The 14,507-nt window shown below is 64.6% G+C and carries 14 protein-coding genes; 8 read left to right on the top strand and 6 right to left on the bottom strand.

Annotated features, from left to right (window positions below; genetic code table 11):
- The first annotated feature begins 37 nt into the window (after nucleotides 1-37).
- Both X756_RS164990 and X756_RS164995 read left to right on the top strand, forming a co-directional pair.
- On the top strand, nucleotides 38-886 hold the full coding sequence (locus X756_RS164990) for a lytic transglycosylase domain-containing protein (protein WP_245264425.1): 849 nt from the start codon (nucleotides 38-40) through the stop codon (nucleotides 884-886).
- 5 nt (nucleotides 887-891) lie between these two features.
- The gene (locus X756_RS164995; protein WP_023728192.1) at nucleotides 892-1,380 is read left to right on the top strand and encodes a GNAT family N-acetyltransferase; all 489 of its coding nucleotides are present in this window, start codon (nucleotides 892-894) and stop codon (nucleotides 1,378-1,380) included.
- 288 nt (nucleotides 1,381-1,668) lie between these two features.
- On the opposite strand, the gene X756_RS165000 is transcribed toward X756_RS164995, so the two are convergent.
- Nucleotides 1,669-2,007: a hypothetical protein gene (locus tag X756_RS165000; RefSeq protein ID WP_023711188.1), complete on the bottom strand. Its 339-nt coding sequence runs from the start codon at nucleotides 2,005-2,007 to the stop codon at nucleotides 1,669-1,671.
- Nucleotides 2,008-2,338: 331 nt separating this feature from the next.
- Between X756_RS165000 and X756_RS165005 the strand changes: the two genes are divergently transcribed.
- The 3 genes from X756_RS165005 (at nucleotide 2,339) to X756_RS165015 (ending at nucleotide 4,284) form a co-directional block, all read left to right on the top strand.
- Nucleotides 2,339-2,890, top strand: coding sequence for a DUF4142 domain-containing protein (locus tag X756_RS165005; protein WP_023672417.1), 552 nt, complete (start codon nucleotides 2,339-2,341; stop codon nucleotides 2,888-2,890).
- A gap of 299 nt (nucleotides 2,891-3,189) precedes the next feature.
- Complete coding sequence (locus tag X756_RS165010; protein ID WP_023728191.1) at nucleotides 3,190-3,654, top strand: cupin domain-containing protein; 465 nt, start codon at nucleotides 3,190-3,192, stop codon at nucleotides 3,652-3,654.
- Between the two features lie 237 nt (nucleotides 3,655-3,891).
- The gene (locus X756_RS165015) at nucleotides 3,892-4,284 is read left to right on the top strand and encodes a RidA family protein (protein WP_023728190.1); all 393 of its coding nucleotides are present in this window, start codon (nucleotides 3,892-3,894) and stop codon (nucleotides 4,282-4,284) included.
- Nucleotides 4,285-4,617: 333 nt separating this feature from the next.
- On the opposite strand, the gene carB is transcribed toward X756_RS165015, so the two are convergent.
- From carB to X756_RS165025, 3 genes are all read right to left on the bottom strand, one after another.
- A complete protein-coding gene (gene carB, locus X756_RS165020) occupies nucleotides 4,618-8,121 on the bottom strand; it encodes a carbamoyl-phosphate synthase large subunit (RefSeq protein WP_023724915.1) in 3,504 nt (1,167 codons plus the stop codon).
- A 235-nt stretch (nucleotides 8,122-8,356) separates the two neighbouring features.
- Nucleotides 8,357-8,827, bottom strand: coding sequence for a hypothetical protein (locus tag X756_RS1000000170490; protein ID WP_348529813.1), 471 nt, complete (start codon nucleotides 8,825-8,827; stop codon nucleotides 8,357-8,359).
- An 842-nt stretch (nucleotides 8,828-9,669) separates the two neighbouring features.
- Nucleotides 9,670-10,446, bottom strand: a complete 777-nt coding sequence (locus tag X756_RS165025; protein ID WP_023728187.1) for a metallophosphoesterase family protein — start codon at nucleotides 10,444-10,446, stop codon at nucleotides 9,670-9,672.
- A gap of 179 nt (nucleotides 10,447-10,625) precedes the next feature.
- Here X756_RS165025 and X756_RS165030 point away from each other — a divergent pair, with 179 nt between their 5' ends.
- Nucleotides 10,626-11,096 (top strand): nucleoside deaminase, encoded by a 471-nt coding sequence (locus X756_RS165030; protein WP_023672423.1) that lies wholly within the window; start codon nucleotides 10,626-10,628, stop codon nucleotides 11,094-11,096.
- Between the two features lie 23 nt (nucleotides 11,097-11,119).
- Here X756_RS165030 and X756_RS165035 read toward each other — a convergent pair whose 3' ends face one another.
- Nucleotides 11,120-11,476, bottom strand: coding sequence for a helix-turn-helix transcriptional regulator (locus X756_RS165035; protein ID WP_023683780.1), 357 nt, complete (start codon nucleotides 11,474-11,476; stop codon nucleotides 11,120-11,122).
- A gap of 199 nt (nucleotides 11,477-11,675) precedes the next feature.
- On the opposite strand from X756_RS165035, the gene X756_RS165040 reads away from it, so the two are divergent.
- Nucleotides 11,676-12,854 carry an MFS transporter gene (locus X756_RS165040; protein WP_023728186.1) on the top strand — a complete coding sequence of 393 codons (1,179 nt, stop codon included), beginning with the start codon at nucleotides 11,676-11,678 and terminating at the stop codon, nucleotides 12,852-12,854.
- Between the two features lie 29 nt (nucleotides 12,855-12,883).
- Here the strand turns inward: X756_RS165040 and X756_RS165045 are convergent, their stop codons facing one another.
- Entirely contained in the window at nucleotides 12,884-13,348 is a 465-nt protein-coding gene (locus X756_RS165045; protein ID WP_023728185.1) for a MarR family winged helix-turn-helix transcriptional regulator, read from the bottom strand.
- A 181-nt stretch (nucleotides 13,349-13,529) separates the two neighbouring features.
- Here X756_RS165045 and X756_RS165050 point away from each other — a divergent pair, with 181 nt between their 5' ends.
- Complete coding sequence (locus tag X756_RS165050; protein WP_023728184.1) at nucleotides 13,530-14,324, top strand: SDR family oxidoreductase; 795 nt, start codon at nucleotides 13,530-13,532, stop codon at nucleotides 14,322-14,324.
- The last annotated feature ends 183 nt before the right edge of the window (nucleotides 14,325-14,507 follow it).

The raw sequence follows: 14,507 nt of genomic DNA, 5'->3' as shown, positions 1-14,507 counted from the left end.
CGCAGCTGCCCTCAGCGGCTGCCAATCGACCTCGCAGATGAAGGCTACGCCTGCGCTGACCGAAACCGCGACCGCCGCCGGCAGCGATGCCGGCTTCACCTTGCCGCTGCCCGATACGGTTTCGGTGCTACCGCAATCCTCGGGCATAACACCCGTTCAGTCGGCCGAAGCGACGCCGGCCACGCCAGCGCTCGATGCCGCTGCGCAGCCGGTTGCCGCGACGGCGGCCTTTGCCGGCGCGACGCCCACGGCCCCGGCCGTGCCTGCGGTGATGGCCGCCAATGCTTGGCAGGCGCCTGCGCCCGCCAACGCCGGACAGCCGGTCGCAGCGCAATATACGACCGCCGGCCTTGTCATGCCGGCGACCGCCAAGGGCGGCCAGAACGCCATGCCCGGCGTGCAGCAGGTAGCCTATGTCGTGCCGCAGAACCCGGCTTCCCTGGGCCAGTTCCCCGCCGCGCCGCTCGGTCTCCCGGAAGAAGAGCATGCGACCGGCATGCGCGGCGACGTCGACCGGCTGATCCAGAAATACGCTGCTCTCTACGAGGTGCCGGTCGATCTGGTGCGCCACGTCGTCAACCGCGAAAGCACCTACAATCCCAAGGCTTACAATAACGGCCATTGGGGGCTGATGCAGATCAAGCACGCGACGGCGCGCGGCATGGGCTATGACGGGCCGGCCAAGGGCCTGTTCGACGCCGAGACCAATCTGAAATACGCGGTCAAATATCTGCGTGGCGCCTGGCTGGTGGCGGGTGGCAACGCCAAGAAGGCCGATTGGCTCTACCAGACCGGCTATTATTTCGACGCCAAGCGCAAAGGCCTGCTCGAGGCCACCGGCCTCGGTGTCGACCGCAAGCGCCGCCGGCTGCAGCCCGACGCGTGAGCGCGATGCCTGAACCGCGCCCGCCGGCTCCAAACGACATCCGGCTGCGCAAAATCCTCGACGAGACGCTCGTTGCACCGCACTGGCCGGCCGGCTTTACCATGCGCTGCTTCGAACATGGTGACGCGCAGCCCTTGCATGCGCTTTTGACCGAGGTGTTCGACGACGGCGCTGACGGCCCGTTCGACGAATGGTGGCCGCGCATATCCAGCGATGCCGAATTCGACCCGGCGCTGTGTTTCCTGGTCATCGACGCCAAGGGACGGCTGGCGGCGGCAGCGCTGTGCTGGACCAGGGCCTTCGTCAAGGACCTCGCGGTCCATCCCGAAGCGCGCGGCAAAGGCATTGGCGAAGCGCTGATGTGGCAGGCTTTCAACGCCTTTCGGGATCGGGGCGCGGCCCATGTCGACCTCAAGACCAACACGGTCGAGAACGCCGCCGCGCTCCGGCTCTACGAGCGGCTGGGAATGATGCCTGTCGCCTGGGAAGGGTAAGGGCTTTTTTCTTGCCGCAATTCCCTGGGGAAAACGCTACGCGCTTTTTCCCGGGAAAAGCGGTTCCCACTTTTCCTGGAATTGCTCGAGCGCTGTTGAAATCCTCCGGATTGTGAACTGCTTCACATAGGCCGCCGCAACCGGATGCTACCTCACCATCCATGCCTTTCGACCGATGGCGGATCGACGACTGGCAGATGTGGAGGGGCTGCACCGGCATGTGTTCAGCCACTCCTTGGCGGGTCCCAGGCGGGGGTTTGGGGCCCGCCAGTCGTTTTACGGCAGCCCTCAGATATCGGGCGCATTGCCGATCTTCTTTTTGAGCTCAATCGCCCAGGCGCGGCCCTCGTCGCCGCCCCACAGCAGCCAGGCGATATGGCCGGCCGATGGATTGTTTTCATTGCCGTAATTCTTGCCGCGCTTGTCGACCTCGTGGCGGGCGAAATAGCTGACCATGCGGCGGATGGTCGAGGGCGCCAGCTTTTCTCGATTCTTGAGTTCCGTCGCCCGCGCGACGCCGATCTCGGTGCCGCCACGGCCGAACTGCTTGCGCAGCCTCAACCCCTTGGCGGCATTGTCGGCCACCACTTGCGGGCAGCGCAGATCGATCTCTTCATCCTCTTGCATGTGTCTCCCCAGCTTCGGAAACCTAACCTGCAGACGCAATACAGGGAAGTGCAACCGGCTCCCAATGCAGCGCCGTCCATCGGGACCAGGATCCGCGCGCCATCGGCATCTGCGAGATCCTGTGGAACCTTATGGATTTCACGCCTGAGGGTCGGCCGAACTGGAACGAACAGCTGCAATATGGCGAGGCTTGCTGTCCTGAGGTTTGTCCGCCAGGGGCTCGGGACGGCTCTTCGGCAGATGGTCGCTGACGAATAGTTCTCCGGACGCAACCCTGCCGCCAATGCCGCGTTTGATTAGCCGAGGGAAATTTTCAAATCGGAGAACTCAGATGAAAACGCTTCTCACCATTGCCGCCGTCGCCTTGTTCGCCGGTGCCCCTGCCGCCTTTGCGGCCAACTCGACCGCGGTCGCGCCTGCCATGGCCGCCAGCAAGGTCGATACCCCAACCTTCGTCAAGACCGTGCCTAGCTCCAACGAATTCGAAATCCAGTCGAGCAAGCTCGCGGAGGAGAAATCCAAGGCGGCTGACGTCAGGAAATTCGCCAAGCAGATGGTCAAGGACCACACCAAAGCCGGAAAGGAGTTCAAGGCGGCGCTGAGCCAGGGTCAGACCACCGGTTCGACCAAAGCCGCGGGGCCGGCCCTGCAGCCGAAGGAGCAGGCAATGCTCGACGAGTTGAAGAGCGCAAGCGGCAAGGATTTTGACGCCAAGTACATCCAGATGCAGACGGACGCGCACAAGGAGGCCGTAGCCCTTTTCAGCAGCTATGCCAACTCGGGCGACGACCCGGCGATGAAGGAATTCGCCAAGAAGACGCTGCCGACGCTGCAGATGCACGAGAAGCACGTGAAGGAACTCGCGGCCGCGCATCAGGGTTGAGGACTGGTGACTGGCCAGCAATAGCATTCTACGGCGCCCCCCTCTGTCCTGCCGGACATCTCCCCCACGAGTGGGGAGATCAGCAGCGTCGGCGCCGTGCTTTTCTAGCGACGGTGAAAATTGGCGAAGGCTGAGGCGAGCCAATCTCCCTCCTTGCGGGGGAGATGTCCGGCAGGACAGAGGGGGCGCCGTAGAGTGCGACGGCCGATGCCTGCCGTTGGCAAGGCATTGCGGCAAAGTGGCTCTGTGGCTGCGCCGGCAGTGACATACATTGCCGCCACCAATTCAATGGAGCTTCCATGCCCAAGATCGACCTGTCCACCGTGCCTGTCCGCAAGGGCTCCGGCTACCCCGCACCCTTCGACGCCCCTTGCGCCGAGCGCACACGCCACCGCCTCGGCGATGCCGGCGGCCTCACCGATTTCGGCGTCAACCTGATGACATTGCCATCAGGCGGCTGGTCCAGCCAGCGCCACTGGCACAGCCATGAGGACGAGCTCGTCTATGTGCTGGAAGGCGAACTGGTGCTGGTCGAGGATGGCGGCGAGACGGTGCTCAGGGCAGGCGACTGCGCGACCTTTGCCAAGAACAGCGGCAACGGCCATCACATGATCAACCGCTCGTCGGCCACCGCGCGCTATCTCGAAGTCGGCTCGCGCAATCCGGATGATCTCATCACTTGCTCCGACATCGACATGATGAGCCCGAGTTCGGATGGCAGGTTTCTGCACAAGGACGGGACGCTGTATCCGGGGCAGGGGTGAGGGCTGGACCATGCTTCGGCGCTGGTGTTCGCTGGGTGGGGGGATAAGTTCCTCACGATTAAAGGTGGCGCCGGCCCCCTCATCCGACCGCTTCGCGGCCACCTTCTCCCCGCTGGGGAGAAGAGGGAAGCGCTGGCGCTGACCGGCTCCTCTCCCCTCGGGGAGAGGTCAGCCGAGCGAAGCGGAGGCTGGTGAGGGGGCCTTGGCGCCAGCTTGGCAAACAAAGGGAGCATCACCATGAAAAAAGAAGTCATCGAAGTGCCCGTCATGTCGGCCAAGGTGCGGGCGCTCGGGCTGCCCTGCTCGACGGCGGTGAGGGCCAACGGCTTCGTGTTCATCTCGGCGACACCGCCGGTGGACATGGTGACCGGCGAGATGGTGTGCGGCGACATCGAGGTGCAGACCGAGGCGTCGCTGAAGGCGTTGAAGCACTGCCTGGAAGCGGCCGGCACCTCGCTGGAAAACGTGGTGATGGTGCGCATCTACGCCGTCAATTCCGGTTTCTACAACGCCATTAACCGGGTCTATTCCAGCTATTTCAGCGTGAACCCTCCGGCGCGGAGTTTCGTGCCGGTGGCGTCATGGCCGATGGAGTTCGACATCGAGATCGAGTGTGTGGCAGTGGGGTGAGTTTTCCTCCTCCCTTGTGAGGGAAGCTGGATCGGCGCATCGTCAGCCTTTGCCTTCCGCCGCCCTCATCAAGCCAACTGGGGTCGCTGTACAGAAATCGGTCCCAAATTTTGTAGGTGTTATTGAATCACTTAAGCAAATTCACCAGCCTACATTTTTGGAGTTTTCTAAGCAGGTTGAAATTGTAGGTTGATCTGGAGAATCAGGTGTTGCCAGGCGCCGATGGACGCGTGGGCTGGGCGCAAGGTTTCCACAGAGGCGCGATGTTTGCTGGACCTGTGCCGTCCTTCGGCCTACCTTTTGTCTCCTCACAGTGAGAGATAGGCATATCGCCTACGCAAAATACTCTTGCAGCGGCCTGACCTCCAGGCTCCCCGCCTTCAGCGCCGCAATCGCTTCCGCCACAGCCGCAGCGCCCGACAGCGTCGTGTAATACGGCACCTTCTGCATCAGCGTTGCCCTGCGCAGCGATTTCGAATCCGACACCGCCTTCTGCCCGTCCGTCGTGTTGAAGACGATCTGGACCTGGCGGTTGCGGATGGCGTCTTCGATGTGGGGGCGTCCCTCAAGTACCTTGTTGATCTTCTGGGCGTCGACGCCGTTTTCGGCGAGGAAGCGGGCCGTGCCGGATGTCGCGAGCACCTTGAAGCCCTGGCCGGCGAGGCGCTTGACCGCCGGCAGGATGCCGGCCTTGTCCTCGTCGCGCACCGAGACGAACAGCGTGCCGGAGCGGGGGAGATCAACGCCGGCGCCGAGCTGGCTCTTGGCGAAGGCGAGCGCAAAGTCGCGGTCGAGGCCCATGACCTCGCCGGTCGAGCGCATTTCCGGGCCAAGCAGGATGTCGACGCCGGGGAAGCGGGCGAAGGGGAAGACGGCTTCCTTGACGGCGATGTGGCCGGGGTTCCTGGGGTCGGGCATGGCGCCGTAATGGGCGAAGGCGTCTTCCAGCTTTTCGCCGGCCATGATGCGGGCGGCAATTTTCGCAATCGGACGCCCGATGGTCTTGGCGACGAAGGGCACGGTGCGCGATGCGCGCGGGTTGACCTCCAGCACATAGACCGTGCCGTCCTTGATCGCATACTGCACGTTCATCAGGCCGCCGACGTTGAGCGCGCGGGCAAGCGCCGCCGTCTGGCGCTCCAGCTCGTCGACCAGATCGGAAGGCAGCGAATGCACCGGCAGCGAACAAGCGCTGTCGCCGGAGTGGATGCCGGCCTCCTCGATGTGCTCCAGAATGCCTGAGACGAAGGTCGACGTGCCGTCGCAGAGGCAGTCGACATCGACTTCGATGGCGCCCGAGAGATAGGTGTCGAACAGAAGCGGGTTCTTGCCCAGCAGCGTGTTGATCTGGCCGGTCTTGTCGTTGGGGTATTTCTGCTTGATGTCCTCCGGCACCAGGCCGGGCACGGTGTCGAGCAGGTAGCTCTGCAGCATGCCCTCGTCATGGATGATCTGCATGGCGCGGCCGCCGAGCACATAGGAGGGGCGCACCACCAGCGGGAAGCCGAGTTCGCCGGCGACAAGGCGGGCCTGCTCGACAGAATAGGCGATGCCGTTCTTCGGCTGGCTGAGGTTGAGCTTGTGAAGCAGCTTCTGGAAGCGGTCGCGGTCTTCGGCGAGATCGATCATGTCGGGCGACGTGCCGAGGATCGGGATGCCGGCCTTCTCCAGCGCGTCGGCCAGCTTCAGCGGCGTCTGGCCGCCGAACTGGACGATGACGCCGACCAGTTCGCCCGAGGCCTGTTCGGCGCGCAGGATCTCCAGCACGTCTTCGGCCGTCAGCGGCTCGAAGTACAGCCGGTCCGAGGTGTCGTAGTCGGTCGAGACCGTCTCGGGGTTGCAGTTGATCATGATCGCTTCATAGCCGGCGTCGCGCAGCGCGAAGGCGGCGTGGCAGCAGCAATAGTCGAACTCGATGCCCTGGCCGATGCGGTTGGGACCGCCGCCGAGGATGACGACTTTTTTCCGCGATGACACTTGCGCCTCATTGGCCAGCGCGCCGGCGAAAGGCACTTCGTAGGTCGAGTACATGTAGGCGGTGGGCGAGGCGAACTCGGCCGCGCAAGTGTCGATGCGCTTATAAACCGGATGAACGTCGAGCTTTTCACGAATCTTCGCAATCACTTCGGCGTCGGTCTTCGTCAGCGAGGCGAGGCGGGCATCGGAGAAGCCCATCGCCTTCAGCATGCGCAGATTGACGGCGTCTTGCGGAATGCCGTGCTCGCGGATGCGGGCTTCCATGGAAACGATGCCGGCGATCTGTTCGAGAAACCACGGGTCGATCTTGCACATGGCGTGCACGTCTTCCAGCGAGGTGCCCATGCGGATCGCCTGCGCCACCATGCGCAGCCGGTCGGGCGTCGGCGTGCCGAGCGCGGCGCGAATGGCGTTGCGGTCGTCGGCGTGGTTGGCAGCCACGGCGCCGTGGCCGAGGCCGGGGATCTCGATCTCGTCGAGGCCGGTCAGGCCGGTCTCCAGGCCACGCAAAGCCTTCTGCAGGGACTCCTGGAAGGTGCGGCCGATGGCCATGACTTCGCCGACAGACTTCATGGCGGTGGTCAGCACCGGCTCAGCGCCGGGGAATTTCTCGAAGGCAAAGCGCGGGATTTTTGTGACGACGTAATCGATGCTTGGCTCGAAGGAGGCGGGCGTGGCGCCGCCGGTGATGTCGTTCTCCAGCTCGTCCAGCGTGTAGCCGACAGCGAGCTTGGCCGCGATCTTGGCGATGGGGAAGCCGGTCGCCTTCGAAGCCAAAGCGGAGCTGCGCGAGACGCGCGGGTTCATCTCGATGACGACGAGGCGGCCATCGGCCGGGTTGACGGCGAACTGCACGTTGGAGCCGCCGGTCTCGACGCCGATCTCGCGCAGCACCGCGAGCGAGGCGTTGCGCATCATCTGGTATTCCTTGTCGGTCAGCGTCAGGGCAGGGGCGACGGTGATCGAGTCACCGGTGTGTACGCCCATCGGGTCGATGTTCTCGATCGAGCAGACGATGATGCAATTGTCCGCCTTGTCGCGGACGACCTCCATCTCATACTCCTTCCAGCCGAGCACGCTTTCCTCGATCAGCACTTCGGTGGTCGGCGAAGCGTCGAGGCCGGACTGGACGATGTCGTAGAATTCGGCGCGGTTGTAGGCGATGCCGCCGCCGGTGCCGCCCATGGTGAAGGACGGGCGGATGATGGCGGGCAGGCCGACATGGTCGAGCGCCTGGGCGGCGATCGCCATGCCATGGCTGATGTAGCGCTGCTTGCGGTCGCCTTCGCCGAGATTCCAGCGGGTTTCCAGCGCGTCGAGCGCGGCATCGAGGTCGGCAGGCGCCTCGGCCTTCACGGCGGCGCGCTCGGCCTCGTGCGTCTTGCGGTCGGCATTCTTGACATCGGTGGCATTGGCCAGCATCGACTTCGGCGTTTCGAGGCCGATCTTCTTCATCGCCTCGCGAAACAGCGCGCGATCCTCGGCCTTGTCGATGGCCGTGGCGTCGGCGCCGATCATCTCGACATTGTAGCGCTCGAGCACGCCCATGCGGCGCAGCGACAGAGCGGTGTTGAGCGCGGTCTGGCCGCCCATGGTCGGCAGCAGCGCGTCGGGCCGCTCCTTGGCGATGATCTTGGCGACGACTTCAGGCGTGATCGGCTCGATATAGGTGGCGTCGGCCAGTTCCGGGTCGGTCATGATGGTGGCCGGGTTGGAATTGACCAGGATGACGCGAAAGCCCTCTTCCTTCAGCGCCTTGCAGGCCTGTGTGCCGGAATAGTCGAACTCGCAGGCCTGGCCGATGACGATGGGGCCGGCCCCGATGATCAGGATCGACTTGATGTCGGTGCGTCTTGGCATCGTTGTGAGTTCCGTTCGGCGAGCGGCTTGCACGAAAAACCGGGACGGGAAGACCCGGCCGGTTGTGCTTGCGATTCTGGTATCAGGCTAGGAGGGCCTTATAGGGAAGAGTTTTGGGAGATGTAACCCCGAAAATGAGGCTAGGCAGTAGGGATTAGGCAGTAGGGATCAGGCAGCAGGGATTAGGCAGGAGCGAGGTTAAGGCGCCTGTTGCCCATTCCCTACTGCCTGACACCTAATCCCCCAGCGCGAGCTGATCCGTAATCTCAAACCGCTCGGATACCCCGACGCGGATCATGTTGAGGCTGCCTTCCCTTGTGAAGCGGAACTCGCTGGGCGAATCCGAGTTGGCCGGCATGCCGGCAGAGAAGGAGATGACGCGCGTGCCGCCATCGGGCCAGGTCACGGTGATGTCTGCCTTGTCGGCGCCATTGTGGACGATGTTGACGGCGCAGCGGGTCATCGGCTGGCCGACATAACGAGCGCAGGGGATGTCGGCGGTGGCGCCGAGGGCGGGCGGGGGTTCCAGCCGTGCAACGGTTTGCGTAGCGGTCGCAGCTTTGGCCTGGTCTGGCCGTGGCGTCGGGGATGGTACCCCCGGCGCGGACGCTGTATCCGGCGCTGCTCCCGCAGACGCGGCGGCGGCGAGTTCCGGCGTCCCTGTGGCCTCCGTTGCCGGAGCCTCTGTGGCGGGGATTTCGTCCATCGGCGGGCTTTCATTCGCTGCGAAGGCAAGGCCGTAAGCATCCTGCATNAGCATCCTGCATGGCGGTCCTGCCGATCTCGGCGGCGGATTTCGGTGCGCCTGGATCCGTGCCGCCAAGGCGCTCCGTCAGGTCGAGTGGAGCCGGCGCGGGTGCAGCCGGGGTGGGTGGAGCCTGAGTGGGTGCAGCCGGAGCGGCAGAGGCGGCGGGTGCAGTCGTCCGGGGCGCTGCGGCCACGTCGGCCGGCTGCGTCGACATGTCGGGCGCGAGCGCGGGGCCGCCGGCTTCAGCGCTGGCGGTCACCTGGGGCGGCGCGGCGTCTACTTCGACCACGGTCGGATTGTCGGGGATAAGATAGCGCGCGGGCGCCCAGCCTTTGACCAGTGGATTGTCAATCTCCTCGACCTTGCACCAGCGGTGGCCGTCCACTTCGTTGCAGCCGAAATTCCTGACGCTCGAGCCGATCGGCAGACGCGCCTGGGTTCTGCCGACCGGCGACGGCGTGGCGCGGATGTTGAGGAGATCGCCTGGGCCGAGCTCGGTCACTATGGAAACGATGTCGGCAGGCGCGTCCTCGGCATTGGCCGGCAAGCTCACCAACAACGGGCCCACCACCAACGGACCCGCCAACAACCGGGCTGCCCGCAGGAGCGGAGCGCCAGTCAGTCGATGCAAAATGGTTCGGATTGTGCGCCTCATCATTTGGCCGTGCGCCGATTACCCTTGCGGCAGCAATCCGCCGTATGCCAAGGCGGTTTTATAAGGGACGATACGCGGCCATGTAAGTCTGAAAATGCGTCCGATGTTTGGTGCCGCGAGGCCGAGGCAGGGCGCAGCCATGCGGTCAAGCGGAGCCTTGCCAAGAGGGTTTGGGCATGAAGCCGGTCCTCAGCGCATGCGCCCATTCCGGTCGGCCCGCCTGTGCGGCCTGTCTCGCCGCCGCTTCGTGGTCGTAGTCGACGGCGATGGTCTCGAAACGGTCTGGACCATCGCCATCCAAGGTGAGGATGCCGTAGCGCGCATGCGGGCTGCCTTGCTCCGAAACATGCGCCGGGGGCGTGTCATCTTCATAGGCGGGGGCGCCGACGCTGCCGGGATTGAAGAGGAAGGGGCCACCGGGGATACGGACCAGTTCCGCGCGGTGGCTGTGGCCGCACAGCACGACGCGGCAGGCCGGGTCCAGCGCCTTCAACCGCCGCTGAATAGCGGCAAGCGGCGCGCGCACCAGTTGGCCATCGACGATCGCGTCGAGCAGGTATTTCTCGTCATGGTCGGGCCGCGCATGGAAAGCGACCACGCCGGGAACAATCTCCAGCGTGAAGGGCAGGGCGAGCAGGGCTTCGCGCTGCGCTGATGTCAGCCGTTCCTGCGCATAGCGGTCTGAAGCCCACATCATATCGTCGGCCGGATCGACCGCGACGCGGCGGTCATGGTTGCCGCGCACCGTCGGCAGGTCGAGCGCTTCGAGCCGCTCGAACGTCTCGCGCGGCCAGAGCGGGCCGGAGACACAGTCGCCAAGGTTGACGGTGAGATCGGCGCCGCCGCGCCGCGCCAGATCGGCGAGCACGGCATCCAGCGCCAGCACATTGCCATGGATGTCGGCGAGAACGGCAATGCGCATGCGGCGGGCTCCTTGGTGCAGCCCGTTGAGGCTTGCGGCCCGTCTTCGTTATCAAGCCCCTGCCTTCATTATCAAGCCCTTGAGATCGTTCGAGACAGCCGGGAGCCCCGCCTATCGCGGAAGCACTCCATCTGCTAGCGTCCACGCCGCTCCAGAGTTCATCCGGGGGAGGACAGGCAATGACCCGCGACCAGATGGTTGCCCACCTTCGCGCCGCCAATGACGTCGCGCGCGAGACTGCCGCGCACGGGCACCATCCTTTCGGCTGCGTGCTCGTCGGCCCCGACGATCGCATCCTGATGCGGCAAGGCAACATCAACACCGTGCGCCACGCCGAAACCGAGCTCTCCCGGCGTGCCGCCGACACCTATCCGCCGGATTTCCTCTGGTCCTGCACGCTGGTCACAACCGGCGAGCCCTGTGCGATGTGCACGGGAACGCTGTACTGGGCGAATATCGGCCGGCTGGTCTACGGCTTCGAGGAAACCAAGCTTCTCGCGCTGACCGGCAATCACGCAGAGAACCCGACGATGAACCTCTCGTCGCGCACAGTCCTCGGCTCCGGGCAGAAGCCGGTCGAGGTCCACGGCCCTTTCCCCGAGATGGACGAGGAACTCCTCGCCCCGCATATCGGTTTTTGGCAGCGCTAGGAGCGGCCTGACTTCGGCACCAGCTACGCCGGCATTTCGATGTCGTGGCCGCCGACGATGGGTAGAGCCGGGTCATCTCCGGCCGCCGCAATCACGCTGTCGAGCAGGCCGGGGAAGCGGGCGTCGAGGTCGGCGCGGCGCAGCGTGATCATCCGGTTGGTGCCGGCCACTTCGGCGCGGGTGACGCCGGCCTCGCGCAGTTTGGCCAGGTGATAGCTGAGATTGGTCTTGGAGCCGAGGTCGAGGAACCGGCTGCAGTTCAGCGGCACGCCTTCCTTGCTGGCGAGATAGCGCACAATGGCGAGCCGGGTCGGGTCGCCAAGCACACCGAGCACAACCGGCAGGCTGATCTGGTCTGTATTGGGGTGCGGCAAAGTCATGGCCCGAAACTAAGCACAGTCGGTGGCGATTTCAACGCGTCCATGTTTCGCGGGCATGCACAGTCCGTTTCGCGATTGGCCCAATGGCTGTCCTGACACAGGGCTGTCAGCAGGCTTCAGCTATTTTCACCTGGCTTCATTGACATCATGTCCTGTTATGTCCAATTGTTCAATAAGTTTTGAACTAAGGACACGCCCTATGGACAAGCGCCTCTTCTGGCTTGCGCTCGGATCGTTCACGATCTCGACCGAAGGCTTCGTCATCTCCAGCCTGCTGCCTGATATCGCCACCGACGCCCTCATTTCCATTCCGCTCGCCGGCACGCTGATCACCGCCTTCGCGCTGGCTTACGCCATCGGCACGCCGATCCTGGCAACGCTGACCGGCGAATGGGACCGGCGCCGCGTCATCTTGTGGACGCTGGCGTTCTTCGTCATCGGCAATGTGGTGGCGGCGCTGAGCTCGTCCTTCGAGCTGCTGCTCATTGCCCGCATCATCATGGCGCTGTCGTCAGGTCTGTTTGCCGCTACCGCTCAAGGCACGGCGGTGGCGCTGGTCGATGACCACCACCGGGCGCGGGCCATTGCGGTCGTCGTCGGCGGAACCACGGTGGCGGTTGCGCTCGGTGCACCGCTCGGCGCGCTGGTTGCCACGATAGCCGGCTGGCGCGGAACCTTCTTTGCCATTGCCGGGCTCGGCGCGCTGGTCGGCGCCATCCTGTGGTACCGGCTGCCGCGCGGCATTGTCGGTACCAAGCTGCCGCTCAGGCGGCGGCTGGCTGCGGCGCTGCGCCCCGGGGTCATGCCGATCCTGTTGACCACCGCTCTTGCCCTGATCGGCGCCTTCTCGGTGTTTTCCTATATCGCACCGCTGACCATCCAGAGCGGCGGCCTCAGCCCGATTGCGCTGCCCGGCATGCTGCTCGCCTTCGGTGTCGGCGCCGTCATCGGCAACATAGCCGGCGGCCAGGCGGCCGACCGTTTTGGTGCGACGCGCACCGTCGGCTGGTCGCTGGCGCTTAGCGCCGTCATGCTGGTGATGCTCTCGGCCATCCCGACCTTCCTGCCGCAGCATCTCGCCGGGCCGGCATTGATGGCCATGATGGTGCCGTGGGGCATGGTTGGCTGGGCATTTCCGCCGGCGCAGGCCAGCCGCATCATCAAGCTGGCGCCCGACGCCGCCCCGATCGTGCTGTCGCTCAACGCTTCGGCGCTCTATCTCGGCGTGGCGCTGGGTGCTGTGGTCGGCGGCGCCGTGCTGCGCTACGGCGTGCCGGCCGATCTCGGCCTGGTCGCCGCCATCTTCCCGCTGATCGGGCTTGGCGTGGTGCTGGCCGGCCGCTGGGCGGCCCGGCCGGTCGCCATGCCGGCGGAATAGACCTTTGCAAATCACTGGCGGCCGCTCTTTCAGCTTGAAGGGGCTGCCGCGGGCACGTCGTAGTCCAGCGCCGCGACTTCATCCAGCATAGCGCGCAGATCTGCCGCTCGTTGCGGGCCGACCAGCGCCTCGAAGCGCTGCTGGGCAATGGTCCACAATTTCGTCGTCTCCTCGAGCTTGGCCTGGCCTTGCGGCGTCAGCCGCACCCGCTTGACGCGGCGGTCGTCCTTGTCGGCGAAGGTGTCGACATAGCCGTCGCGGATCAGCGGCTTCAGCGTATGGCCGAGCGCCGACAGGTCCATGACCATCGCTTCGGCTATCGTGCCCATCGCCGGCTCGTTGCTGACATGGATCTGGTAGAGCAGGCCGTACTGTGTGCCCTTCAGACCCGAAGGCGAGATTACATCGTCATAGAAGCGGCCGAGCTTGCGCGCGGCGCGCCGCAGCGTGGCGTTGTTGCAAAGGCTGAATCCCGGCAGCGCGGTCTTGCTCATCACGACTCCTTGCCGGCAAAACCGCTGCCGGCCTGCCGCAGAAATAGTTTCTGCCGCCTCCGTTGACAAGATGGTGGTATATGCCTACTTCGCGGAAAGTGGTATATGCCACTAATTGGAGATCAGGGCGGGACGAGGGTTCATCGACCTGTCTCGCCGGGCAGAAAAAAGGAACAGGACAATGAGTGGACAGGACAACAAGGGTACCGCAGTCGTCACCGGCGCATCGGCCGGCATAGGTGCTGTCTATGCCGACCGGCTGGCCGGGCAAGGCTACGATCTGGTGCTGGTGGCGCGGCGCGCCGACCGGCTGCAGGAACTGGCTGAAAAGCTGCGATATGCTTACAAGCGCAAGGTCAGCGTGATATCAGCCGATCTTGCCGACGACAATGATGTGCGCCGCGTCGAGCAGGCGATCGCAGCCGACGACAGCGTCACGCTGCTGGTCAACAATGCTGGCATTGGTGGCCAGGCCGTGGTGGCAACGGCCGACGCCGACGAGGCCGAGCGCATGATCAAGGTCAACGTCATCGCCTTGACCCGCCTGACCCGCGCCGTTCTGCCGGGGCTTCTTGCGCGCAACCGCGGCGCCATCGTCAACATCGCCTCTGTGCTCGCCTATGATACCTCGTTCGGCGGCATCTACAGCGGCACCAAGGCCTATGTCGTCAACTTCACCGAGGCCCTGCACCGCGAAGTCGCCGGCACCAATGTGAAGGTGCAGGCGGTGCTGCCGGGCGCGACCCGCACCGATTTCTGGGAGCTCGCCGGTGGCGATATCGACAATCTGCCGAAGGAGATCATCATGTCCGCCGACGATATGGTCGATGCCGCGCTTGTGGGCCTATCCAGGGGCGAAGCCGTCACCGTGCCGGCACTTGCCGATGCGACCAAGCTCGACACCTTCCTCGGCGCAAGGCAAGTCTTCTACGGCAGCCTGCACGCCGACAAGCCTGCTGCCCGCTATGCTGCTTGAGAGTAGCTGGTTCGCTTCGCGAACCAGGACCCCCACCCCGCTCACTTCGTTCGCGGCCCTCCCCACAAGGGGGAGGGTAAAGTGCGCGCTCCCCTACCTCCCCTTTGTGGGCATAGGCGCTAAGATAGCTTTGGCATGGACTGAAACTTGCGCTTTCGTGGTGGTTCGCGCCAGCGATATCGC

This window comes from Mesorhizobium sp. LNJC405B00, assembly GCF_000502615.1.
Lineage (GTDB): Bacteria > Pseudomonadota > Alphaproteobacteria > Rhizobiales > Rhizobiaceae > Mesorhizobium.
The sequence above is the reverse complement of the archived record's forward strand: the minus strand, read 5'-3'. Positions and strand labels throughout refer to the sequence as shown.